Origin of the sequence: Streptococcus sp. CF7_Ac1-8 (genome assembly GCF_024295435.1) — a bacterium.
GTDB classification, from domain to species: Bacteria; Bacillota; Bacilli; order Lactobacillales; family Streptococcaceae; genus Streptococcus; species Streptococcus mitis_AP.
In genome coordinates, this window is sequence record NZ_JANCPI010000010.1 from 1 (window position 1) to 24475 (window position 24475).

Annotated in this window: 29 protein-coding genes; 26 read left to right on the forward strand and 3 right to left on the reverse strand. The window is 39.9% G+C overall.

Features of this window, described 5'->3' with window-relative positions; translation table 11 throughout:
• Positions 1-97: 97 nt before the first annotated feature.
• From pgk to dnaJ, 12 genes are all read left to right on the forward strand, one after another.
• Positions 98-1294, forward strand: a complete 1197-nt coding sequence (gene pgk / locus NMM26_RS06170; protein ID WP_001096743.1) for a phosphoglycerate kinase — start codon at positions 98-100, stop codon at positions 1292-1294.
• 135 nt (positions 1295-1429) lie between these two features.
• A complete protein-coding gene (locus NMM26_RS06175) occupies positions 1430-1957 on the forward strand; it encodes an aromatic acid exporter family protein (RefSeq protein ID WP_218493988.1) in 528 nt (175 codons plus the stop codon).
• Between the two features lie 76 nt (positions 1958-2033).
• Positions 2034-2390 carry a transcriptional repressor GlnR gene (gene glnR, locus NMM26_RS06180; protein ID WP_000659548.1) on the forward strand — a complete coding sequence of 119 codons (357 nt, stop codon included), beginning with the start codon at positions 2034-2036 and terminating at the stop codon, positions 2388-2390.
• A 36-nt stretch (positions 2391-2426) separates the two neighbouring features.
• Positions 2427-3773 carry a type I glutamate--ammonia ligase gene (gene glnA, locus NMM26_RS06185; RefSeq protein ID WP_049501990.1) on the forward strand — a complete coding sequence of 449 codons (1347 nt, stop codon included), beginning with the start codon at positions 2427-2429 and terminating at the stop codon, positions 3771-3773.
• A gap of 122 nt (positions 3774-3895) precedes the next feature.
• Entirely contained in the window at positions 3896-4216 is a 321-nt protein-coding gene (locus tag NMM26_RS06190; protein WP_000423971.1) for a PadR family transcriptional regulator, read from the forward strand.
• Entirely contained in the window at positions 4216-4791 is a 576-nt protein-coding gene (locus NMM26_RS09665) for a DUF2812 domain-containing protein (RefSeq protein ID WP_004238824.1), read from the forward strand. The genes NMM26_RS06190 and NMM26_RS09665 overlap by 1 nt, the downstream gene beginning before the upstream one ends.
• 34 nt (positions 4792-4825) lie before the next feature.
• Positions 4826-5338: a DUF2812 domain-containing protein gene (locus NMM26_RS06200; protein ID WP_218493998.1), complete on the forward strand. Its 513-nt coding sequence runs from the start codon at positions 4826-4828 to the stop codon at positions 5336-5338.
• Between the two features lie 160 nt (positions 5339-5498).
• A complete protein-coding gene (gene hrcA, locus NMM26_RS06205; protein WP_000255759.1) occupies positions 5499-6533 on the forward strand; it encodes a heat-inducible transcriptional repressor HrcA in 1035 nt (344 codons plus the stop codon).
• A 26-nt stretch (positions 6534-6559) separates the two neighbouring features.
• Positions 6560-7084, forward strand: a complete 525-nt coding sequence (gene grpE / locus NMM26_RS06210; RefSeq protein ID WP_000046038.1) for a nucleotide exchange factor GrpE — start codon at positions 6560-6562, stop codon at positions 7082-7084.
• 252 nt (positions 7085-7336) lie between these two features.
• Positions 7337-9160: a molecular chaperone DnaK gene (dnaK, locus tag NMM26_RS06215; protein ID WP_000034661.1), complete on the forward strand. Its 1824-nt coding sequence runs from the start codon at positions 7337-7339 to the stop codon at positions 9158-9160.
• Positions 9161-9375: 215 nt separating this feature from the next.
• Positions 9376-10008, forward strand: a complete 633-nt coding sequence (locus NMM26_RS06220; protein WP_101782648.1) for a DJ-1/PfpI family protein — start codon at positions 9376-9378, stop codon at positions 10006-10008.
• Between the two features lie 198 nt (positions 10009-10206).
• A complete protein-coding gene (gene dnaJ / locus NMM26_RS06225) occupies positions 10207-11343 on the forward strand; it encodes a molecular chaperone DnaJ (protein ID WP_001066308.1) in 1137 nt (378 codons plus the stop codon).
• Between the two features lie 279 nt (positions 11344-11622).
• Here dnaJ and NMM26_RS06230 read toward each other — a convergent pair whose 3' ends face one another.
• Positions 11623-11910, reverse strand: a complete 288-nt coding sequence (locus NMM26_RS06230; RefSeq protein ID WP_049487998.1) for a hypothetical protein — start codon at positions 11908-11910, stop codon at positions 11623-11625.
• A 9-nt stretch (positions 11911-11919) separates the two neighbouring features.
• Entirely contained in the window at positions 11920-12330 is a 411-nt protein-coding gene (locus NMM26_RS06235; RefSeq protein WP_001278317.1) for an HIT family protein, read from the reverse strand.
• A 67-nt stretch (positions 12331-12397) separates the two neighbouring features.
• Here NMM26_RS06235 and NMM26_RS06240 point away from each other — a divergent pair, with 67 nt between their 5' ends.
• Together NMM26_RS06240 and NMM26_RS06245 are read left to right on the forward strand one after the other, a co-directional pair.
• On the forward strand, positions 12398-13129 hold the full coding sequence (locus NMM26_RS06240) for an ABC transporter ATP-binding protein (RefSeq protein ID WP_254754017.1): 732 nt from the start codon (positions 12398-12400) through the stop codon (positions 13127-13129).
• Entirely contained in the window at positions 13126-14175 is a 1050-nt protein-coding gene (locus NMM26_RS06245) for an ABC transporter permease (RefSeq protein ID WP_125447817.1), read from the forward strand. The genes NMM26_RS06240 and NMM26_RS06245 overlap by 4 nt, the downstream gene beginning before the upstream one ends.
• A gap of 62 nt (positions 14176-14237) precedes the next feature.
• Here the strand turns inward: NMM26_RS06245 and NMM26_RS06250 are convergent, their stop codons facing one another.
• On the reverse strand, positions 14238-14567 hold the full coding sequence (locus tag NMM26_RS06250; RefSeq protein WP_004261043.1) for a hypothetical protein: 330 nt from the start codon (positions 14565-14567) through the stop codon (positions 14238-14240).
• Positions 14568-14862: 295 nt separating this feature from the next.
• Here NMM26_RS06250 and NMM26_RS06255 point away from each other — a divergent pair, with 295 nt between their 5' ends.
• The 12 genes from NMM26_RS06255 to NMM26_RS06310 all read left to right on the forward strand — a co-directional run bounded on the left by NMM26_RS06255 (position 14863) and on the right by NMM26_RS06310 (position 24458).
• Positions 14863-15600: a LytTR family DNA-binding domain-containing protein gene (locus NMM26_RS06255; RefSeq protein WP_254754018.1), complete on the forward strand. Its 738-nt coding sequence runs from the start codon at positions 14863-14865 to the stop codon at positions 15598-15600.
• A 13-nt stretch (positions 15601-15613) separates the two neighbouring features.
• A complete protein-coding gene (locus tag NMM26_RS06260; RefSeq protein ID WP_254754019.1) occupies positions 15614-16954 on the forward strand; it encodes a sensor histidine kinase in 1341 nt (446 codons plus the stop codon).
• Positions 16955-17446: 492 nt separating this feature from the next.
• Positions 17447-17803, forward strand: a complete 357-nt coding sequence (locus NMM26_RS06265) for a hypothetical protein (protein ID WP_254754020.1) — start codon at positions 17447-17449, stop codon at positions 17801-17803.
• 372 nt (positions 17804-18175) lie between these two features.
• Positions 18176-18580 carry an immunity protein gene (locus NMM26_RS06270; RefSeq protein WP_254754021.1) on the forward strand — a complete coding sequence of 135 codons (405 nt, stop codon included), beginning with the start codon at positions 18176-18178 and terminating at the stop codon, positions 18578-18580.
• 82 nt (positions 18581-18662) lie between these two features.
• On the forward strand, positions 18663-19046 hold the full coding sequence (locus NMM26_RS06275) for an immunity protein (RefSeq protein ID WP_254754022.1): 384 nt from the start codon (positions 18663-18665) through the stop codon (positions 19044-19046).
• Between the two features lie 50 nt (positions 19047-19096).
• A complete protein-coding gene (locus NMM26_RS06280) occupies positions 19097-19786 on the forward strand; it encodes a CPBP family intramembrane glutamic endopeptidase (RefSeq protein ID WP_254754023.1) in 690 nt (229 codons plus the stop codon).
• Positions 19787-19827: 41 nt separating this feature from the next.
• Positions 19828-20076: an immunity protein BlpZ gene (gene blpZ / locus NMM26_RS06285; RefSeq protein ID WP_000276515.1), complete on the forward strand. Its 249-nt coding sequence runs from the start codon at positions 19828-19830 to the stop codon at positions 20074-20076.
• Positions 20077-20106: 30 nt separating this feature from the next.
• The gene (locus NMM26_RS06290) at positions 20107-20718 is read left to right on the forward strand and encodes a CPBP family intramembrane glutamic endopeptidase (protein WP_033681343.1); all 612 of its coding nucleotides are present in this window, start codon (positions 20107-20109) and stop codon (positions 20716-20718) included.
• Positions 20719-20936: 218 nt separating this feature from the next.
• On the forward strand, positions 20937-21548 hold the full coding sequence (locus tag NMM26_RS06295; RefSeq protein WP_254754024.1) for a CPBP family intramembrane glutamic endopeptidase: 612 nt from the start codon (positions 20937-20939) through the stop codon (positions 21546-21548).
• Between the two features lie 161 nt (positions 21549-21709).
• Positions 21710-22504, forward strand: coding sequence for a cell cycle regulator CcrZ (gene ccrZ, locus NMM26_RS06300; protein ID WP_000362999.1), 795 nt, complete (start codon positions 21710-21712; stop codon positions 22502-22504).
• Positions 22501-23136 carry a tRNA (guanosine(46)-N7)-methyltransferase TrmB gene (gene trmB / locus NMM26_RS06305; protein WP_001266095.1) on the forward strand — a complete coding sequence of 212 codons (636 nt, stop codon included), beginning with the start codon at positions 22501-22503 and terminating at the stop codon, positions 23134-23136. Before ccrZ ends, trmB begins: the two co-directional genes overlap by 4 nt.
• A 170-nt stretch (positions 23137-23306) precedes the next feature.
• Complete coding sequence (locus NMM26_RS06310; RefSeq protein WP_254754025.1) at positions 23307-24458, forward strand: glycoside hydrolase family 3 protein; 1152 nt, start codon at positions 23307-23309, stop codon at positions 24456-24458.
• Positions 24459-24475: the final 17 nt, after the last annotated feature.

Sequence of the window (24475 nt, forward strand, 5' to 3'; positions counted from 1 at the left end):
AAGATTAAATATCGAAAAATCTTGTGAAATCTTTCCTTATATTTCCAAAGTGTGATATAATAGTTTCGAATAAAATAAATAAAGGGGTTTTTGTAACATGGCAAAACTTACTGTTAAAGACGTTGACTTGAAAGGTAAAAAAGTCCTCGTTCGTGTTGACTTCAACGTACCATTGAAAGATGGCGTAATCACTAACGACAACCGTATCACAGCAGCTCTTCCAACTATTAAGTACATCATCGAACAAGGTGGACGTGCAATTCTTTTCTCTCACCTTGGACGTGTGAAAGAAGAAGCTGATAAAGCTGGTAAATCACTTGCTCCTGTAGCAGCAGACTTGGCAGCTAAATTGGGCCAAGACGTTGTTTTCCCAGGTGTTACTCGTGGTGCTGAATTGGAAGCAGCTATCAACGCTCTTGAAGATGGACAAGTTCTCTTGGTTGAAAACACTCGTTACGAAGATGTTGACGGCAAGAAAGAATCTAAAAACGATCCTGAACTTGGTAAATATTGGGCATCACTTGGAGATGGTATCTTCGTAAACGATGCATTCGGTACAGCTCACCGTGCACACGCATCTAACGTTGGTATCTCAGCAAACGTTGAAAAAGCAGTTGCTGGTTTCCTTCTTGAAAACGAAATTGCCTACATCCAAGAAGCAGTTGAAACTCCAGAACGTCCATTCGTAGCCATTCTTGGTGGTTCAAAAGTTTCAGACAAGATTGGTGTTATCGAAAACTTGCTTGAAAAAGCTGATAAAGTCCTTATCGGTGGTGGTATGACTTATACATTCTACAAAGCACAAGGTATCGAAATCGGTAACTCACTTGTAGAAGAAGACAAATTGGATGTTGCGAAAGCTCTTCTTGAAAAAGCAAACGGTAAATTGATCTTGCCAGTTGACTCAAAAGAAGCTAACGCATTTGCTGGTTACACTGAAGTGCGTGACACTGAAGGTGAAGCAGTTTCTGAAGGCTTCCTTGGTCTTGACATCGGTCCAAAATCTATCGCTAAATTTGACGAAGCTTTGACTGGTGCCAAAACAGTTGTATGGAACGGACCTATGGGTGTATTTGAAAACCCAGACTTCCAAGCTGGTACAATCGGTGTCATGGACGCTATCGTGAAACAACCAGGCGTTAAATCAATCATCGGTGGTGGTGACTCAGCTGCCGCAGCGATTAACCTTGGCCGTGCAGACAAATTCTCATGGATCTCTACTGGTGGTGGAGCATCAATGGAACTTCTTGAAGGTAAAGTTCTTCCAGGACTTGCAGCCTTGACAGAAAAATAAGATTTTATAAATAAATCAAAGAAGAGAGGGATGAAAGTTCCTCTTTTCTTTTGCTTGAAATAAAAACGCTTCCTCTCAACTATTCCTCATAAAATCAGCCAATTTATGATAAAATGGAAATAGAAGGTTGAGATTATGAGTTATTTTAAAAAATATAAATTCGATAAATCCCAGTTCAAACTTGGTATGCGAACTTTTAAAACAGGTATTGCTGTTTTTCTAGTTCTCTTGATTTTTGGCTTTTTTGGCTGGAAAGGTCTTCAAATCGGTGCTTTGACAGCCGTTTTTAGCTTGAGGGAGAGTTTTGATAAGAGTGTTCATTTTGGGACTTCGCGTATTCTAGGAAATAGTATCGGTGGCCTCTATGCCTTGGTTTTCTTCCTAATAAATAGTTTTTTCCACGAAGCCTTTTGGGTAACCTTAGTTGTTGTTCCAATCTGCACCATGTTAACCATTATGACAAATGTAGCCATGAATAACAAAGCAGGGGTTATTGGTGGTGTAGCAGCTATGTTAATCATTACCTTATCAATTCCGAGTGGGGAAACGATTTTGTACGTGTTTGCGCGTGTATCAGAAACTTTCATGGGAGTTTTTGTCGCAATTCTCGTAAATTACGATATTGATCGTATTCGGCTCATTTTAGAGAAAAAAGAAAAATAATGTTACATTTTATAACATTATCAATTGACGTTTGTCTTTTTTTAGACTATAATAGACAGAAAGAAGGAAATTGTAAATGAAGGAAAAAGAATTTCGCCGAAATATGGCTGTTTTTCCTATCGGCAGTGTTATGAAGTTGACCGACCTATCGGCGCGTCAGATTCGTTATTATGAAGATCAAGAGTTGATTAAGCCTGATCGAAACGAAGGGAACCGTCGCATGTATTCCTTGAATGACATGGATCGTCTGCTTGAAATCAAAGATTATATCTCTGAAGGTTATAATATCGCTGCCATCAAGAAAAAATATGCTGAACGTGAAGCGAAATCCAAGAAAGCGGTGAGTCAGACTGAGGTGCGTCGTGCACTTCATAATGAACTCCTCCAACAGGGTCGCTTTGCTTCAGTACGGTCACCTTTTGGTCGCGGTTAGGCAACCGCAAGTAGTTATACATTAAGGAGAAAACTCATGCCAATCACAGCTGCAGATATTCGTCGTGAAGTCAAGGAAAAAAATGTTACCTTTATTCGTCTCATGTTCTCAGATATTTTGGGAACCATGAAAAACGTCGAAATTCCTGCTACAGATGAACAGTTAGATAAAGTCTTGTCAAATAAGGCTATGTTTGATGGATCTTCTATTGAAGGTTTTGTACGTATCAATGAGTCAGATATGTACTTGTACCCTGACTTGGATACATGGACAGTCTTCCCTTGGGGAGATGAAAATGGAAGTGTTGCAGGTTTGATCTGTGATGTCTATACAACAGAAGGTGAGCCATTTGCAGGTGATCCTCGTGGCAATTTGAAACGTGCTCTTCGTCACATGGAAGAAGTGGGATTCAAGTCCTTCAACCTTGGACCAGAACCAGAATTCTTCCTATTTAAACTTGATGAAAATGGAGACCCAACACTTGAAGTAAATGACAAGGGTGGCTACTTTGATTTGGCGCCTACTGACCTTGCGGACAATACACGTCGTGAGATTGTCAATGTCTTGACCAAAATGGGATTTGAAGTAGAAGCAAGTCACCATGAGGTTGCGGTTGGACAACATGAGATTGACTTTAAGTACGATGAAGTTCTCCGTGCTTGTGATAAGATTCAAATCTTTAAACTCGTTGTTAAAACCATTGCTCGCAAACATGGTCTTTACGCAACCTTTATGGCCAAACCAAAATTTGGTATTGCCGGATCAGGTATGCACTGTAATATGTCCTTGTTTGATGCAGAAGGAAACAATGCCTTCTTTGATCCAAATGATCCAAAAGGAATGCAGTTGTCAGAAACGGCCTACCATTTCCTTGGTGGTTTGATTAAGCATGCCTACAACTATACTGCCATCATGAACCCAACGGTTAACTCATACAAACGTTTGGTTCCAGGTTATGAAGCGCCTGTTTATATTGCTTGGGCTGGTCGTAACCGTTCGCCACTTGTGCGCGTGCCTGCTTCACGTGGTATGGGAACTCGTCTTGAGTTGCGTTCAGTGGATCCAATGGCGAACCCTTACATCGCTATGGCTGTGCTGTTGGAAGTTGGTTTGCATGGTATTGAGAATAAAATCGAAGCACCAGCTCCTATCGAAGAAAATATCTACATCATGACAGCAGAAGAGCGTAAGGAAGCTGGTATTACAGACCTTCCATCAACCCTTCACAACGCTTTGAAAGCTTTGACAGAAGATGAAGTTGTCATAGCGGCTCTCGGAGAACATATCTATACTAGTTTCCTTGAAGCCAAACGAATCGAATGGGCAAGTTATGCAACCTTCGTTTCACAATGGGAAATTGATAATTATTTAGACCTTTACTAATACTAATATAGAAGGAAGATTGTCCGTGAGGATAATCTTTTTTTCTTGTATTTTATATCGAGGTGTGATATATTTTATATAACGAAGTGCGATATATCGAACTGGATAGGAGGTAGCTATAAATGGAATTAACGGATAAGATTCGTCGAGTTTATCTTCCGATGACGGAAACGGGCTTTTATATCTTGTTCTGTCTGCAAAAGGAAGGTCATGGGTACAGTATTACGCAAAAGGTCAAGGAGATGACAGATTTGCAAGTTTCGATTAGTCCTGGAACTATGTATGGAACCTTGTCAAAAATGGAAAAGGATGGTTTGATTTCCTTTGTCCGAGAAGAGGAGAAGCGTAAAATCTATCAGATTACAGACTTGGGAAGAAAAGTCTTAGATATTGAATTGAAACGTATTGAACGGCTCTATAGAAACAGTCTGGAGGAAAGATGATGGAAAAGAAGGTTGTTTATAGAATTGCTACCATTGCGGATTATGATAGAGAGGCTTTATATCTTAGAAAAATGCATGCTGAGGGCTGGAAACTCAAGGAAGTGACCTACTCTAACTTAGTAGTTGCGGTTAAGTATACTTTTGAAAAGTGCCAACCGGAGCAGGTGTCTTATCAGTTGGACTTTTATCCTATGAAAAAATCAGAGAGAGCCTCCTATTTACAATTATTTAAAGACTGTGGATGGGAGCATATTACAGACTTTAATGGTTTTTCCTACTTTAGAAAGCTTCATTCTGGAATTGAGTTGGATGCCGAGTTTGAAATTTATAATGACGCGGCCGGGAAGCTAGCTATGGTCAAACGGATTTTAACGAGGCGGATGCTTCCTATTTTGCTTCTCTTTTTAGCTCTACTACCGGTTTTCTCAAAGTTTGTCACTGGAGGTAGTTCTTTCAGTTGGGAAATGTTTTTGATTGTTATAATAGATGGTGTTTTATTGATAGTTCATTCGATTCAGATGTCTTATATTTTTTGGAGATTGTTTCAAAAGTGGAAAGAATTATCTGATAAATAAAACCATGCATGTTTTCTAATTTGGAGGTGCGATGATGAAAAGCAAACTACAATTTCGGATTTTTACGATTCTTGATGAGGATAAGAAAGAAGAATATTTACATGAGATGCACTTGAAAGGTTGGAGGTATAGAACGAGTCGTTTTGGTTTTTTCTATTTTGACCAATGTCAACCAGACGATGTCATCTACCGTATCTATGATTCTAGATTTCTTAAAAAATATAAGCATGAACTGCAAGATTTTAGAAATAGAGGTTGGGAATTGATAGAAAGAGGTTTTTATTCAATTTTTCGTAAACCGGCTTCTAATATACTTCCAGAGGATCAAGTCTATATGAGTAAGGGGCTCAGATGGGAAGTTATGCGATATAGATTTCGTTCATGTGCAGCTACTTTCTTAGGTGGTTTGGTTGTTTGTATAAGTTTATTTAAAGAAGAACTTTCTATGTCTTTCTTCGTTATTTTTCTTTTATATGCCTTTATGATTTCTTATTTAATTCATGGCTATTTAAGGCTTAAAAGGGCATACCGAGTAGATAAACAGTAAGGTTCTAGGTCTTTAGACTGATTTTTAGCACTCTTGGCAAAAGAGTGCTAATTTTTTGAGTTTTTGTCTTGACATTCTCTTTTAAGGGTGTATAATAGAATCATAAGTTAGCACTTGAGTGTATCGAGTGCTAATCGATCAGACAGAGAGGAGTGATGAGGTGGTTACAGAGCGTCAGCAGGATATTTTAAATCTGATTATTGACATCTTTACCAAAACGCACGAACCTGTCGGATCCAAAGCCTTGCAAGAGTCTATTAACTCTAGCAGTGCAACCATTCGTAATGACATGGCGGCTCTAGAAAAGCAAGGGTTGCTTGAGAAGGCCCATACTTCAAGTGGTCGGATGCCAAGTGTTGCTGGTTTTCAGTACTATGTGAAACACTCACTGGATTTTGACCGACTAGCTGAAAATGAGGTATATGAGATTGTCAAAGCCTTTGATCAGGAATTCTTCAAATTGGAGGATATTCTGCAAGAGGCTGCTAACCTGCTGACAGACTTGAGTGGCTGTACGGTAGTAGCACTGGATGTTGAGCCGAGCAGGCAACGTTTGACAGCCTTTGATATCGTTGTTTTGGGGCAACATACAGCCTTGGCGGTATTCACCCTAGACGAGTCTCGAACGGTTACCAGTCAGTTTCTGATTCCAAGGAACTTTTTGCAGGAGGATTTGCTGAAGCTGAAGAGCATCATTCAGGAACGTTTCCTCGGCCACACCGTTCTAGATATTCACTACAAGATTCGGACGGAGATTCCGCAGATTATCCAGCGTTACTTTACAACAACGGACAATGTTATCGATCTCTTTGAACATATCTTTAAGGAAATGTTCAACGAAAACATTGTGGTGGCGGGCAAAGTCAATCTCTTGAATTTTGCCAATCTGGCAGCTTATCAGTTCTTTGACCAACCGCAAAAGGTGGCTCTGGAGATTCGTGAGGGTCTGCGTGAAGATCAGATGCAAAACGTTCGTGTTGCAGACAGTCAAGAGTCCTGTCTAGCCGACCTAGCGGTGATTAGTAGCAAGTTCCTCATTCCTTATCGGGGAGTTGGAATTCTAGCCATTATCGGTCCAGTTAATCTGGATTATCAGCAATTAATCAACCAAGTCAATGTAGTCAATCGTGTTTTGACCATGAAGTTGACAGATTTTTACCGCTACCTCAGCAGTAATCATTACGAAGTACATTAAGATTGAAATCATTAAAGGAGGCGAAAATGGCCCAAGATATAAAAAATGAAGAAGTAGAAGAAGTTCAAGAAGAGGAAGTTGTGGAAACGGTAGAAGAAACAACTCCTGAGAAGTCTGAATTGGACTTGGCAAATGAACGTGCAGATGAGTTCGAAAATAAATATCTTCGCGCTCATGCAGAAATGCAAAATATCCAACGCCGTGCCAATGAAGAGCGTCAAAATTTGCAACGTTATCGTAGCCAGGACTTGGCAAAAGCGATTCTCCCTTCTTTGGACAACCTTGAGCGTGCACTCGCAGTTGAAGGTTTGACAGATGATGTGAAGAAGGGCTTGGAAATGGTGCAAGAAAGCTTGATTCACGCTTTGAAAGAAGAAGGAATCGAAGAAATCGCAGCTGACGGTGAATTTGACCATAACTATCATATGGCCATCCAAACTCTTCCAGCAGACGATGAACACCCAGCAGATACCATCGCTCAAGTTTTCCAAAAAGGCTACAAACTCCATGACCGCATCCTACGCCCAGCTATGGTAGTGGTGTACAACTAGGCTAGAGAACTTAAAAAACTTGTCCGAAACGACAATAAACTATGAAGAAAGATAAAATATATTTGGCTTTGCAATAGTGAGCGAAGCGAACCAAAGACGATACTCTTCGCCGTGGCGCTATTTGCGCAAACTTTTAGACCTTAGGCTCAAAGTTTAGTCAAAGAGATTGACGAAGTCAAGCTCTGACGGCGCCGCCACTTAAGAAGAGTATCAAAAAGAAAAATAGAATATAAAATTTAAGGAGAAAAACACATGTCTAAAATTATCGGTATTGACTTAGGTACAACAAACTCAGCAGTTGCAGTTCTTGAAGGAACTGAAAGCAAAATCATCGCAAACCCAGAAGGAAACCGTACAACTCCATCTGTAGTCTCATTCAAAAATGGAGAAATCATCGTTGGTGACGCTGCAAAACGTCAAGCAGTTACAAACCCAGATACAGTTATCTCTATCAAATCTAAGATGGGAACTTCTGAAAAAGTTTCTGCAAATGGAAAAGAATACACTCCACAAGAAATCTCAGCTATGATCCTTCAATACTTGAAAGGCTACGCTGAAGACTACCTTGGTGAAAAAGTAACCAAAGCAGTTATCACAGTTCCAGCTTACTTTAACGATGCTCAACGTCAAGCAACAAAAGACGCTGGTAAAATCGCTGGTCTTGAAGTAGAACGTATCGTCAATGAACCAACTGCAGCAGCCCTTGCTTACGGTTTGGACAAGACTGACAAAGAAGAAAAAATCTTGGTATTTGACCTTGGTGGTGGTACATTCGACGTATCTATCCTTGAATTGGGTGACGGTGTCTTCGACGTATTGTCAACTGCAGGGGACAACAAACTTGGTGGTGACGACTTTGACCAAAAAATCATTGACCACTTGGTAGCAGAATTCAAGAAAGAAAACGGCATTGACTTGTCTACTGACAAGATGGCAATGCAACGTTTGAAAGATGCAGCTGAAAAAGCGAAGAAAGACCTTTCTGGTGTAACTTCAACACAAATCAGCTTGCCATTTATCACTGCAGGTGAGGCTGGACCTCTTCACTTGGAAATGACTTTGACTCGTGCCAAATTTGACGACTTGACTCGTGACCTTGTAGAACGTACAAAAGTTCCAGTTCGTCAAGCCCTTTCTGATGCAGGTTTGAGCTTGTCAGAAATCGACGAAGTTATCCTTGTTGGTGGTTCAACTCGTATCCCAGCCGTTGTAGAAGCTGTTAAGGCTGAAACTGGTAAAGAACCAAACAAATCAGTAAACCCTGACGAAGTAGTTGCTATGGGTGCTGCCATCCAAGGTGGTGTCATCACTGGTGATGTCAAAGACGTTGTCCTTCTTGACGTAACACCATTGTCACTTGGTATCGAAACAATGGGTGGTGTCTTCACAAAACTTATCGACCGTAACACAACTATTCCAACATCTAAATCACAAGTCTTCTCAACAGCAGCAGACAACCAACCAGCCGTTGATATCCACGTTCTTCAAGGTGAACGCCCAATGGCGGCAGATAACAAGACTCTTGGACGTTTCCAATTGACAGATATCCCAGCTGCACCTCGTGGAATTCCTCAAATTGAAGTAACATTTGACATCGATAAGAATGGTATCGTGTCTGTTAAAGCTAAAGACCTTGGAACTCAAAAAGAACAAACAATTGTGATCCAATCTAACTCAGGTTTGACTGACGAAGAAATTGACCGCATGATGAAAGATGCAGAAGCTAACGCTGAAGCAGATAAGAAACGTAAAGAAGAAGTTGACCTTCGTAACGAAGTAGACCAAGCTATCTTTGCGACTGAAAAGACTATCAAGGAAACTGAAGGCAAAGGATTCGACGCAGAACGTGACGCTGCCCAAGCTGCTCTTGATGACCTTAAGAAAGCTCAAGAAGACAACAACTTGGACGACATGAAAGCAAAACTTGAAGCATTGAACGAAAAAGCTCAAGGACTTGCTGTGAAACTCTACGAACAAGCCGCAGCAGCCCAACAAGCTCAAGCAGGAGCAGAAGGCGCACAAGCCACAGGAAACGCAGGCGATGACGTCGTAGACGGAGAGTTTACTGAAAAGTAAGATGCAAAGCCCGTTAAAACCTCACAGTGAAAATAGGAAATCTGACGCAGAAACTTTAGTTTCTAGAAAGATTTGTCTTTTTCGCCAAGAGGTTAGGGCGTGCTCGATTTAGCATTACTAGTTTGATTTTTAAAACTCGAACGTCGTAATGATAAGAAGAAATCCAGAGGTTGCAACCCAGCCTCTGTTTTTCGATAAAATAGAGGATGTTACGTATGAAAAAAGTACTTTGTATCATTTATCCTAATTTTTCTCTTTATGAGATAACCACTTTAACGAGTACTTTAGCTCTGTCTTTTGATATCACGATTGATTATGTAACATCTGAGAATTCGATGGTGGTCTCTGAGGATGGTTTGCCCTGTCAACCGACGAAAACATTGAATCAAATCCGTATAGAAGATTATTCTTGTGTGATTTTGCCAGGAATGATAAATATAGGTCCTGCTCTACAAGATGAGAAATTAATCTCGTTTTTGAGAAGTCTTAATGAGCAAGATATCCTAATTGCAGCCATTTCTTCAGCGCCCCTTTTATTGGCGAAAGCAGGCTTGTTGAACGACACGAAATTTACAGGTGGAATTTGGCAAAACTTCTTTGACTATTTTGAATTTCTTCCACGTGAAAATTTCCAACCGAAAGTTCTTGTCCAAGATAAACAAATCATTACGGCTATCGGTTTTGCACATCAAGAGTTTGCAAGAAAAGTGATTTTCGGTTTAGGGTTGGCGGAGAATACGGACAACTATTTTAAAGAACAGAACGAGTATGCTGAAGAGGATTTGATATTTACTCTATCAGATGAAGAGTTTGATCAAGTGAAGCAGAGTATAGAAAACAGCTTCTAAAGATTTACATGAAAATTATAGAAAGGAACAAGGGTGTTCAGAAAATTGAACACGGGTTCCCAAATTTCTTACTCAATATAACAGAAAGGAATTGAACACGACCTAAATTCTCAGAAAAAAGATAAATCTGTCTAGGAGCATCGCTCCAGCGTCAGATTTCCTATTTTTCAGTCGAATTTTACGGTCTTGGTATCTTGTATGAACAATACTGAATTTTATGATCGTCTGGGGGTGTCAAAAAACGCTTCGGCAGACGAGATCAAAAAGGCTTATCGTAAGCTTTCGAAAAAATATCACCCAGATATCAACAAGGAGCCTGGTGCTGAGGAAAAGTACAAGGAAGTTCAGGAAGCCTATGAGACTTTGAGTGACGACCAAAAACGTGCTGCCTATGACCAATACGGTGCTGCTGGAGCCAACGGTGGTTTTGGTGGAGCTGGTGGTTTCGGCGGTTTCGATGGGGCAGGAGGCTTCGGTGGTTTTGAAGATATCTTCTCAAGTTTCTTTGGCGGTGGTGGTGCTTCGCGCAATCCAAATGCCCCTCGTCAAGGGGATGACCTCCAGTATCGTGTGAACTTGACATTTGAAGAAGCTATTTTTGGAGCTGAAAAAGAGGTTAAGTACAACCGTGAAGCAAGCTGTAGTACATGTAACGGTTCTGGTGCTAAGCCAGGAACAAGTCCAGTCACTTGTGGACGCTGTCATGGAGCTGGTGTCATTAACGTTGATACGCAGACTCCGCTTGGTATGATGCGTCGCCAAGTAACCTGTGATGTCTGTCATGGTCGCGGAAAAGAAATCAAAGATCCATGTACAACTTGTCACGGAACAGGTCATGAAAAACAAGCCCATAGTGTACATGTCAAAATCCCTGCTGGTGTGGAAACTGGTCAACAAATTCGCCTAGCAGGCCAAGGTGAAGCTGGCTTTAATGGTGGACCTTATGGTGACTTGTATGTAGTGGTTTCTGTGGAAGCCAGCGACAAGTTTGAACGTGAAGGAACCACTATCTTCTACAATCTCAATCTCAACTTTGTCCAAGCAGCTCTTGGTGATACAGTTGATATCCCAACGGTTCACGGTGATGTTGAATTGGTTATCCCAGAGGGAACTCAGACTGGTAAGAAATTCCGTTTACGTGGTAAGGGAGCTCCGAGCCTTCGTGGCGGTGCAGTTGGTGACCAATACGTTACCGTTAATGTCGTAACACCGACAGGCTTGAACGACCGCCAAAAAGCAGCCTTGAAAGAATTCGCAGCTGCGGGTGATTTAAAAGTCAATCCAAAGAAAAAGGGATTCTTTGACCATATTAAAGATGCCTTTGAAGGAGAATAAAGCAAAAAGATCTGTCGGGCTCTTTTTACTTTATAGATTTTTTAAGATTTTCCTTAAGTAATGACGGACGGTAGCGACCTTCTTCGAAGTTCCATACCTAAACTTTGAGCCTAGGTCTCAAAGTTTCCGGACACCTGAAATCAAGCTGTTTCAGGTGTTTTCATTACGGCGGAAAGTCTTCGATTTAGTTGTGAAATGGTGAGTGAGTTGTCTAAATTGTGATGTATAGTTGATGGGATATAACTTGTTTACGTTTTAAAAAGAGCCGTCGGGCTCTTTTTACTTATCTTCAGTTTCCTGTGTTTCTTTAATCACAGCTAGTCTAGTCTGGATATCCTTTTCCAAGACCTTAAACTTGTAAGTCAGGTCTTCTTGGTATTCCTTGATGAGTTCTTTTTGCTGGTCAATGATTTGTAGGCTGTTTTGGATAATATCCACATCATCCTTGATAGCTTGAACGCGGTCAGTGGTATTCAAGACTTCATCTGTGATGGTTTGGCGATTTTTTGTGACCAGATAACTTCCGGCTGCAGCTCCTGCAAATAGCAGTAGGTTGGATAATTTCATGGCAACTCCTTAGGCATTTTTGATGGTTTCAGCGACTTGAGCAAGTTTGTCAAAGTCTGGTTCGTGGGCGATAAAATCAATCTTGAGGTCATCGTCCGCACTGTAGCGAGGTACGAGGTGAACGTGGGTATGAAAGACTGTTTGCCCGGCGATTTCTTCACAGTTGGCAATGATATTCATACCAGCAGCTTTGGTAGCTTTCATGACTTTTTGAGCTACTTTTGGTACTTGGGCAAAGAGTTGGCTGGCGCTAGTAGCGTCCATTTCCAAGAGATTGCGATAGTGTTCTTTTGGTACGACCAAGGTGTGCCCTGGTGTCACTTGAGAGATATCAAGAAAGGCAAGAACCTGCTCATCTTCGTATACTTTTGAAGCAGGAATTTCCCCTGCGATGATTTTACAAAAAATGCAATCTGACATAAAATCTACCTCTACTGTATTGAATTTTGATATAATATAGCTACATTATACCAGATTTGGAGAAAATATGTTAGAAATTAAAAACCTGACAGGTGGCTATGTCCATGTCCCTGTCTTGAAAGATGTATCCTTTACTGTTGAAAGTGGGCAGCTGGTCGGTCTGATTGGTCTCAATGGTGCTGGTAAATCGACGACAATCAATGAGATTATCGGTCTGTTGACACCTTATAGTGGCTCCATCAATATCAATGGTCTGACCCTGCAAGGAGATGCGACTAACTACCGTAAGCAAATTGGCTACATTCCTGAGACACCTAGTCTGTATGAGGAATTGACTCTCAGAGAGCATATTGAAACAGTGGCTATGGCTTATGGAATAGAGCAGAAAATGGCTTTTGAGCGAGTAGAATCTTTGTTGAAAATGTTCCGTTTGGATCAGAAATTAGACTGGTTTCCTGTTCATTTTTCAAAAGGGATGAAGCAGAAAGTCATGATTATCTGTGCTTTTGTGGTGGATCCGAGTCTTTTTATCGTGGATGAGCCTTTCCTTGGTCTTGATCCGCTAGCTATTGCGGACTTGATTCAGCTTTTGGAAGTGGAAAAGCAAAAAGGCAAGTCCATTCTCATGAGTACCCACGTGCTGGATTCGGCGGAGAAGATGTGTGATGCCTTTGTCATTCTCCACAAGGGAGAGGTTCGTGCCAAGGGAAATCTCTCGCAACTGCGCGAAGCCTTTAACATGCCTGAGGCTAGTTTGAATGATATCTACTTGGCTCTGACCAAAGAGGAGGAGCTATGAAAGACTTGTTTTTAAAGAGAAAGCAGGCTTTTCGTAAGGAGTGTGTCGGTTATCTGCGCTATGTTCTTAATGACCACTTTGTCTTGTTCCTGCTTGTCCTGCTGGGCTTTCTAGCCTACCAGTACAGTCAACTCTTGCAAGATTTTCCTGAAAATCATTGGCCTATTCTTTTATTTGTAGGAATTACCTCTGTTTTACTTTTGCTTTGGGGAGGAATTGCCACCTATATGGAGGCTCCAGACAAGCTCTTTCTCTTAGTTGGAGAAGAGGAAATCAAGCTCCATCTCAAGCGTCAAACTGGCATTTCTCTAGCCTTTTGGCTCTTTGTCCAGACCCTTTTCTTGCTGTTATTTGCGCCCTTATTTTTGGCAATGGGCTATGACTTGCCTGTTTTTCTGATCTATGTGTTTTTATTGGGAGTAGGAAAATATTTCCTCTTTCGTCAAAAGGTCAGCAAATTTTTCACGGAAACTGGGCTGGACTGGGACTATGTTATTTCTCAAGAAAGCAAGCGTAAGCAAGTCTTGCTTCGTTTCTTTGCCCTCTTTACGCAGGTCAAAGGAATTTCAAACAGCGTCAAGCGTCGTGCCTATCTGGACTTTATCCTAAAGGTTGTTCAGAAGGTGCCTGGGAAGATTTGGCAAAATCTCTATCTGCGTTCTTATCTGCGAAATGGAGACCTCTTTGCGCTCAGTCTTCGTCTGCTCTTGCTTTCCATACTGGCGCAGGTCTTTATCGAGCAAGCTTGGATTGCGACAGCAGTGGTGGTTCTCTTTAACTACCTCTTGCTCTTCCAGTTGCTGGCCCTCTATCACGCCTTTGACTACCAGTATTTGACCCAACTCTTTCCACTGGACAAGGGGCAAAAGGAAAAAGGTTTGCAGGCGGTAGTCCGAGGATTGACCAGTTTTGTTTTACTTGTGGAATTAGTTGTTGGGGTGATTACCTTCCAAGAAAAACTAGCCCTTCTAGCCTTGCTGGGAGCTGGTTTGGTTTTACTAGTCTTGTACTTACCTTATCAAGTAAAACGTCAGATGCAGGATTAACATTGTCTATATGACACTAAAAAAGAAGTTGAGTTCCGTTTGTCTCAGCTTCTTTTTAGTTGCTACAGGATAATGGTTGGTCCGTAGAGGCTCAACTTGGTCTTGACTTGGTCAAAGTGGAAGCGGTCATAGGCTCGCCAAGCGGCGCGAGTAGGAGCGTCTGGATCAAGAGCGCTGAGTCCCATGAGAAGACTGGAAGTCTGGTAAAATTTTTCCAGTTCAATCAAGACTCGATTATCCACTGTTTCAGCCTTGGCTAGAAAGCCAAGAATAGAGTTTAATTGCTCCTGAAAGCGGACGTCGTCAGCGGTTGCCTGTTTGCATGCTTGATAGGCTTTGTTTAAGTCAGTTATCAAAGTCTGAGCTCTTTTGATAGGGTCTGTATCTGTCATGAGAATTCCTCCTTTAATCTGGGTGCTAGTCTTGTTTCTAGCAATTGTATTTTGATACTGTCAGTTTATCACTTTTATCTCTTTTTTCAGCCTCAAATCTTTAATTGTCCTTGAAATTTCCTGAATGGTACTGTTAAGATTTTATGATAAAATAGTGGTAAGATTATCATGCTTATTTGAGGAACAAGACACCCTTCAGGAGCGTTAAAGGCCTGTTTAGGATTTGGTGGGCTTGTATCATAGTATTTTTGCTATTCTCTTTTTAGGAAGAAATTAAAACAAGGAGAGTAAGAAGATGAGAATATTTGTTTTAGAAGATGATTTTTCCCAACAGACTAGGATTGAAACGACGATTGAGAAACTTTTGAAAGAACATCATATCATTCCCAGCTCCTTTGAGGTCTTTGGCAAACCAGACCAGCTGCTGTCAGAGGTGCATGAGAAGGGAGCCCATCAGCTATTCTTTTTGGATATTGAGATTCGAAATGAGGAGATGAAGGGTCTAGAGGTGGCTAGAAAGATTCGGGATCGAGACCCCTATGCCCTGATTGTCTTTGTGACGACTCACTCAGAGTTTATGCCCCTGTCCTTTCGCTACCAAGTGTCTGCTCTGGACTACATTGATAAGGCCTTGTCAGCAGAGGAGTTTGAATCTCGTATCGAGACAGCCCTCCTCTATGCCAATAGTCAAGATAGTAAAAGTCTGGCGGAAGATTGTTTTTACTTTAAATCAAAATTTGCCCAATTCCAGTATCCTTTTAAAGAGGTTTATTACCTTGAAACATCGCCCAGAGCCCATCGTGTTATTCTCTATACCAAGACAGATAGGCTGGAATTTACAGCGAGTTTAGAGGAGGTTTTCAAGCAGGAACCCCGTCTCTTGCAGTGCCACCGCTCATTTCTCATCAATCCTGCCAATGTGGTTCGTTTGGATAAGAAAGAAAAACTGCTTTACTTTCCCAATGGTGGAAGCTGTATGATAGCGCGTTATAAGGTCAGGGAAGTGTCTGAGACTATCAATAACTTACACTAAGTGAGGTGATGTAATGGAAATAGTTTGGAAGATAGTATATTCATTTTTGATAGCTGGATTGGAATTGTTTATATTTTTTAAGGTGGATGGAATTGTTCTAACTCTGGAGAGATTTTTTAAAGCTTTTCTTTTTAAGTTACTTTTAGCAGTCGTTTTTGTAACGATTAACTATATAGTAGGAAATACTTACCTATCTTATTTTGTGGTACCCTTGTACGGCATCGGCTTATCTTTCTTATTGTTAAGAGGCCTTCCTAAAAAACTCCTTTTCTTTTATGGTCTCTTTCCAATGATATTGGTGAATCTCTTTTATAGAGGTGTTTCTTATTTTGTGCTTCCGTTTTTAGACCAAGGGCAAATAAATGACAAATACTCATTTATTTGGGTGTTTATAATGATTTTCAATTTCTTCATTTCTCTAGCCTTTTTGAAATGGTTGGACTATGATTTTACTAGTTTGAGAAAGGAGATTCTCGATAAAGCTTTTCAAAAGTCCCTGACTAAGATTAACTGGATAATGGGGGCCTACTTTCTAGTCATGGAAAATCTGTCTTACTTTGAATATGCATACGATATCCAATCAAAGACTGTTCGCCATCTCATCCTAGTCTTTTACTTGCTCTTTTTTATGGGAATTATTAAGAAATTGGATACCTATTTGAAGGACAAACTCCATGAGAGATTGGACCAAGAGCAGGCCTTGCGCTACAGAGATATGGAACGCTATAGTCGGCATATAGAGGAACTTTACAAGGAAGTACGGAGCTTTCGCCATGACTACACCAACCTCTTGACCAGTTTACGTCTGGGCATTGAAGAGGAGGATATGGAGCAGATAAAAGAGGTCTACGATTCGGTCTTAAAGGATTCTAGTGAAAAATTGCAGGACAATAAATATGACCTTGGTCGATTGGTGAATATTCGTGATAAAGCCCTCAAAAGTCTCCTAGCAGGGAAATTTCTAAAAGCCAGAGATAAGAAGATTATCTTTAATGTCGAAGTTCCTGAGGAGATTCAGGTCGAGGGGATGAGCCTGCTTGATTTTCTAACCATTGTGTCTATCCTTTGTGACAATGCCATTGAAGCCAGTGCAGAGGCCAGTCAACCTCATGTTTCAATTGCCTTTTTAAAAAATGGAGCACAGGAGACCTTTATCATTGAAAACTCCATCAAAGAAGAGAGCATCGATATTTCTGAAATCTTCTCCTTTGGAGCCAGTTCTAAAGGGGAGGAGAGAGGAGTTGGTCTCTATACCGTCATGAAAATTGTGGAAAGCCATCCCAATACTAGTCTAAATACCACCTGCCAAAATCAAGTCTTTCGTCAGGTGTTTACTATAATACATACAGAATGATAAAAAATAAGACCGAGAGTTCTTGTTACTCGGTCTGTATGGTTGAATAGTTAATCAAAGTAGTTTTGAGTTACAGTAAATTGCTTGTATGAAATAATTTTCTCTATCATCAACTATCGGGAGGGGGTTCTACTTTTTATTTTTAGTTTTTAATAATCCTATTATAGATAGAGTTATTAAAGTTATGGACATTGAACTGCTAAAAATAAATACTTTTGATTTTAATCCAATAGAAAATAGTAATATTCCATAAAAAATATTGGATATATAATAAATCTTATTTTTCATGATTACTTGCCTCCGAATATAGATTCTTGCTATGTTACAAATGTGACAAGTTTAGTATAGTACTATTTTTAAAAAATTTTAATCCAAATCTTGAATGGTTATTGAAACATCTTGAATTGAACAAAGAACTTTCTCCTTACCAAAATAATGAATATCATTCAGAAACCAAAAATAATATATACTCTAGTTTGTGAGGTATCCTATATGAATAAGAAATCCTTTTTTATCATCTGTTCTACCTTGATCATAGCATCGAATCTTCTCATGATTTCCGTGGTGAACAAGGGAGAAGAAACAGGGAGCAATCTGTTTGTGATTGCTATAGCCTGTGTTATGCTACCAGCCTTTTTATATGCAGTTGAAAACCAACTGACTTCATTGATAAGAGTAGAATCAATACTCCTGATTCAGTTAGCAGTTATATCTCTACTCCGTCTTATCAACAGAATAGAGAGTACGCCTGAAATTCTCAACATTATCATTACCCTCCTGGTTTTGGCAAGTGGGACAGCTGCTATCCTTGTTGCAATCATGAGAATCTATCAGAACAGACGGAAGTAAGGGTGAATAGCTTTCGATTTTAAGTTTTTACATTGTTAAATTTCCTTAGTGCAAGTATGTTTTTCATGCTTGCTTTTTTAAATTTTTTACAATTCAAGATGTTTTGATGACCATTTATGATTTGATTGTTCCAAGGTCAAAATGAGCGCTATACTAGCAGTGTAAAGGTTCTTGCTCAACTAAGATAAAGCACACATTTAGGAGGAAATCTTATGAAGAAAAAAATACTGATCATTTTCGTTCTGTATCTGATTATGTCCATCTTTCTTTATCCGCTTAGGGAGAGTATTTGGTATCAGCTATTTTATACATAGCCTATATGATTGCGGTTATGATCTATGTTGCTTTAACTAAAAAGAAAGGAGCAAAGAAATGAAAACTTTTCTTGCTAAAAAACGGAATATCTTCCTTGCGAGATTGTTCCTAGGGCAGTTGCCCTTGCTTGTCTCTACTTATCTATTTCTATCTCGTCAGTTTTTACACTTTTCCTTGGTTTTCCAATTTCTCTTAGTGGTTATTAACTTGGCTTCTATTTTGGTCACTGTTTACCTGACTAGGGAAATGAGGATAAGAGAGTTTGAAGATGATGATTTGGTTAGTCCTAGAACCAATCAACTCATGTATATCGGCTTGACAGGTTTTATGTCTATTATTTGTTTGTATAGAGGTATCACAGCAGGAGAATCCTATCAACAACTAATTGCCTATATTGGCGCTATTCTCTGCTTGCTTATCATGCTTTTGCTCATTTGGGGCTTGAAGTATTATAAAAAGTAGTTTGTCTTCCTTTTTTGACAGAATTTTTGATTAGAAGCTTCTATTAAATCGTTCGTGAAATAAATGAATGGAGGTATTTAATATGAAATACAGATTATTTCTTGTTATTTTTTTGAGTAGTATGTTGAATATTCTTTTAGGGACATTTTTACAAATCTCTAATGTATCGATTGGGTGGATTGTTCTCTACAGTGGATTGTTTGAAGCAGGAATTTTCCTTCTTGCTAATAAAGGGGTGGCGGTAAAAATCAAGGAAGTAGACATCCAAAACCGCTTTAAATTTATTTTTGGAAAAACGGTATGGTTTCAAATTCTTTTGCTCATCTTTTTAATGGTCAAACTTTATCTTGGTTTAGATGTGAGGTTGATTTTATTCTATGGCCATATTTTCATTGTTTTTAATGCCTTAATATATCTATTGTCTAGTAGTCAGGTTAGCCTTAAAAAGAACAAACTGTCTTCTTAATCTTGCAGTAGTAGAGCCTGGCAAGGGTAGGTCATAGTAGGAGGAGTTATATGAAAAGACACTCTATTCTTTTCAAAACGAGTGCCATTCTTTCTTATTTGTTTTTGTTTTTTGGCTTGTTTTGGACAACCCAATTTTGGAGCAATTATTGGGAGTTCTCGTCTTGGGTAGGAAATCTTATCTGGATTCGAAACATCATCAGCCTTCTCTTTATCGGCTCGATGGTTTGGATTTTGATCGGGTCGGGCCATGCTTATCTCTTTCGCATCCCTAGGAAAAAGTGGTTGAGCTATTCTGTTCTGACGGTGTTAGCCGCTGTTGTACTTATCTGCTTTAACTATCTGACAGCTAAACACGTTCAGGGAACCAATGAAGGGTGGAATTTGTTTATTGCCTATAGTGAGACAAATTTTGCGGAGTTTGGTGTTTACCTAACCTTAATCGTACTAGGACCTCTGATGGAAGAATTGGTATTTAGGGGATTGCTTCAACATGCCTTCTTTAAGAATTCGAGGTGGGGGCTGGATCTTCTCTTTCCGTCATTCTTATTTGCCTTGCCCCACTTTTCTAGCTTGCCAAGTCTCGCAGATATTTTTGTCTATACGGCAGTGGGTTGTCTATATGCATGGCTGACACGTTATACGAAGAGCATCTATCCTTCTTATTCGATTCATATTGTTAATAATATCATCGCAAACTTACCATTTTTGCTCACTTTTCTACACAGGGTTCTGGGGTAAAAAACCAGAAGACTTGCTTTTCAGCCATAGAGGAGGTCATCATGTATAAACACTTATTTTTCCTAGATTCCAAAACCTTAGACTGGCTGACACCTTATATTCTAGTCTTGGCTTCTGACACCATTGCTTTTAATGTTTTTGTGCTAACCTTTGTATCTGTGGTGGTCTTTTATTTCCTAAATCCCATGTTATCTTTAATGGCTATCTTCTTAGGGGCTGGCTATGTGGTCGGATTTTGGTTGCTAAAATGGTTTGTTTTGGAAAGATTAGAGCTCAAGGATGACTTGTAGGGAAGTCTGTTTGATGAGGAGGATAGCTTTATGGCCATTTTCAATAAGTGCCATGCCTTGTTTTTAGGATTTTTAGTATTTGCCATCGTTGGTGCAGCGGGATATTCCGTCAATCAAGGGGATTATTTTCAACACCAGTACACATTCATTATTATAAAGAGTCTCTTGCTTTTCCTTAGTTTTGGCTATGCTAAATGGTTTGATATGATTTCTTTTGGGATTTTAAGCAAGAAACAACTCTTGCTCTTCATTGGAATCTTTCTTCTCACTGTGCTGGTAAGTATTAGCTATCATGCTTTTTTCTCAGTTGTTTCTGGTGCTTCGGCTCAACATCTTGAGGAAGCTAGTAAAGGACTTTCGCTTTCCTTTATTGTAAGTGCCACAGTTTTGGCACCTATCCAGGAGGAATTCATGTTTAGAGGGCTTCTTCAAGGTGCGGTTTTTGACAATTCGTGGATAGGGCTTGTGCTGACATCCTCTCTCTTCTCTTTAATGCATGAACCTTATGATATTCCTTCGTTTTGCTATTATCTTTTCGGGGGCTTGTTGCTGGGCTTTGCTTATAAAAAGAGCCAAAATTTGTGGGTTTCTACTCTAGTCCATATGTTTTACAACAGTTTGCCACTCTTAACTTATATTTAATGAAAATCAAAGAGCAAACTAGGAAACTAGCCGAAGGTTGCTCAAAACAGTGTTTTGAGGTTGTGGATAGAACTGACGAAGTCAGTCACATATATAATTCAAGGCGACGTTGACGTGGTTTGAAGAGGTTTTCGAAGAGTATACAATGGTTTGTTTTGGAAAGACTAGAGTTAAAGGATGACTTGTAGGGAAGTTTGTTTGTTGAGGAGGATAATTTTATGAAGTTTTTTGATAAATTTCATGCCTTTTGTTTTGGATTTTTAGTACTACTAATCGTCATTACAGTTCCTTATACGATTAACCATGGGGATTTTTTTCAAAATGAATCTGAATTGATTATTGTAAGTCTTCTTGTAACCTCGATGAGTGTTACTTATGCTAGAAAGTTTGAAATGATTTCTTTTGGGATGTTAAGCAAGAAAGAACTTTTGCTTTTCATTGAAATCTTTCTTCTAAGTCTGCTTGAGACGCTAGTTTATATTCATTTCTTCGCTGTTTCTTCTGGCGCAGGAGTTCAACACTTGGCGGAAGTCAGCAGAGGAATTTCTCTGTCTTTGATTTTGACTTCCTCAGTTTTTGGTCCCATCCAGGAGGAACTCATTTTCAGAGGACTTCTTCAAGGTGCCGTTTTTGACAATTCTTGGTTAGGGCTTGTGCTAACTTCCTCTCTCTTTTCTTTCATGCATGGACCTTCTAATGTCCCTTCGTTTATTTTTTATCTACTTGGGGGCTTGTTACTGGGCTTTGCTTATAAAAAGAGCCAAAACTTATGGGTTTCTACTCTAGTCCACATGTTTTACAACAGTTGGCCACTTTTATATTATTTATAAAAATTATGAAAAGGTAAGTAGGAGATTGTGCTTACCTTTTTCTTTCTATAATGATACCCAAGCCAATCCAGATGCTTTTCTTTTAGAATCGGGTGTGGAGCGGTTGACGAATAGGGCAAAAACTAGTAGAATAGTAAGGAAACTTTATACGGAGGAAAGAAATGGATTTGGGTGATAATGAGCTAACACTGACTCCCATACCTGGGAAGAGTGGCAAGGCTTATATGGGTAGCTATCCTGATGGGAAGCGCATCTTTGTAAAAATGAACACCTCTCCAATCCTACCTGGTCTAGCTAGAGAACAAATTGCTCCACAATTATTATGGAGTCGCCGTTTGGCAGATGGGCGTGATATGTGTGCTCAAGAATGGTTGACAGGCAAAATATTGACCCCCTATGATATGAATCGTAAACAAATCGTCAATATTTTAACCCGCCTGCATCGCTCACGTCCGTTGATGACACAGTTGAGTCGTTTGGGATATGCCATGGAAACACCTGTAGATTTACTACAGTCTTGGCAAGAAACGGCTCCAGATGCTTTGCGTAAAAATCATTTTATCAGTGAAGTGATGGCTGATTTACGTCAGACTATTCCAGGATTTAGAGAGGATCATGCGACTATTGTCCATGGAGATGTACGACATAGTAATTGGATTGAGACAGACAGTGGCTTGATTTATTTGGTAGATTGGGATTCGGTTCGCTTGACCGACCGCATGTTTGATGTGGCCCATATGCTCTGCCATTATATTCCAGAACATCAGTGGAAGGAATGGTTGACCTACTACGGTTACAAGTACAATCAAACGGTATTAAATAAATTGTATTGGTACGGTCAATTGTCTTATTTGAGCCAGATTTCCAAGTATTATATGAACCAAGATTTAGAAAATGTCAATCGGGAGATTCATGGCCTGCGTCACTTCCGAGACAAGTATGGAAAGAGAAGATGAGAGTTAGAAATCGTAAAGGGGCGACAGAATTACTAGAAGCAAATCCCCAGTATGTGGTCCTCAATCCCTTGGAAGCCAAGGGGAAATGGCGGGACTTGTTTGGCAATGACAATCCCATTCATGTGGAAGTTGGAAGTGGAAAGGGTGCCTTTGTTTCAGGTATGGCCAAGCAAAACCCTGACATCAACTATATCGGGATTGATATTCAAAAGTCTGTTTTGAGTTATGCTTTAGACAAGGTCCTTGAAGTTGGAGTGCCTAATATCAAGCTCTTGTGGGTAGATGGTTCTGACTTGACTGACTACTTTGAAGATGGCGAAATTGATCGCTTGTATCTGAATTTTTCAGATCCATGGCCTAAAAAACGCCATGAAAAGCGTCGTTTGACCTACAAGACTTTCTTGGATACCTTCAAGCGTATCTTACCTGAAAATGGAGAAATTCATTTCAAAACGGATAACCGTGGCTTGTTTGAGTACAGCCTAGTGAGTTTTTCTCAATATGGCATGAAGCTCAATGGTGTTTGGCTCGATTTACATGCCAGTGATTTTGAAGGCAATGTCATGACAGAATACGAGCAGAAATTCTCCAACAAGGGGCAAGTTATCTACCGAGTTGAGGCTCAGTTTTAATCTAAAGGGATTTCAAAAACTGTTTCGCATTCAAAAAGTTAAACGAATCATATATTCTAAGGATTTAGTTCTGTACTGAACAGAATTAGGTCCTTTTAGTTTAATTTTCAAACAGGTAGTTTTTGCTAAGTGTGTATTTGCGGCCGGATAAGTGGTATAATGAAAAGGTTATGAGAAATAGTATAAATCCTCTTGCATTCTATCTTTTCTTTTTCCTTGTGATAGGTAGTTTGATTTTTTCTGATTATCAACAACATAGACAGGTAGAGGTGCAAGCAGAAAAAACTGAAACAACTATTGAAACCAGTGAAGGAGAGGAAAATAAGGTTATCGAAGACAGATTAGCCACGATGACCTTGGAAGAGAAAGTGGGACAATTATTTTGGGTCAGAGTTCCTTCTGATCATCAGATAGAAGATCTCCAATCCTATCATTTGTCTGGTTATATCTTATTTGGCAGAGATTTTGAGGGACGAAGCATAGAGGATATAAAGGCTTTAACAAAGGGTTACCAAGCTGCTGCAAAGATTCCTTTATTGATTGGTTCAGATGAAGAAGGAGGGACAGTGACTCGTATCAGTTCGATTTTAGAAACTCCTTTTCAATCTCCTATGGCACTTTATCAGCAAGGGGGAATGGACGCAGTGCTTTCTGATACGAAGCAAAAGGCGGAACTGCTAAAATCTGTTGGTATCAATGCTGGACTTTTCCCGGTTGCAGATCTTGCAAGGAATCAATCAGCCTTCATTTATAATCGAACGATTGGACAAGATGCCCAAACAACTGCAAGCTATGTTCAACAGGTTGTAGAAGAACTTAAAAAGAGTAAGGTTGGGTCAACCTTGAAACATTTTCCAGGATATGGCGATAATGGAGACAGTCATACCGCTATTATCCAAGACAACCGTTCTCTGGATGAATTAAGACAAGCAGATTTTCTTCCCTTTCAAGCTGGGATAGATGCAGGGGCGGATAGTGTGTTAGTCTCTCACAATATCCTATCTAAAATCGACACAGTGCCGTCATCCATCTCCCCAAAAATCACGGACCTTCTTCGTAAGGAATTGCATTTCAAAGGTGTCATTATGACGGATGATTTTGATATGGCAGGGATAGCCGATTTTGTCAGTCAGGAAGAAGCTGCTTTTCAAGTGATTGTAGCTGGAAATGACCTGATTCTAGGGTCATCCTATCAAACCCAGATCCCTTATCTAGTAAAGAAAATTTCCTCTGGAGAGTTGACAGAAGGACGTATTGATGAATCTGTCAGACGTATTTTAACTTGGAAATACGACTTGGGCTTATTAGAAGAGGCGCAGTAAAAGAAAAGTGTAGTCTT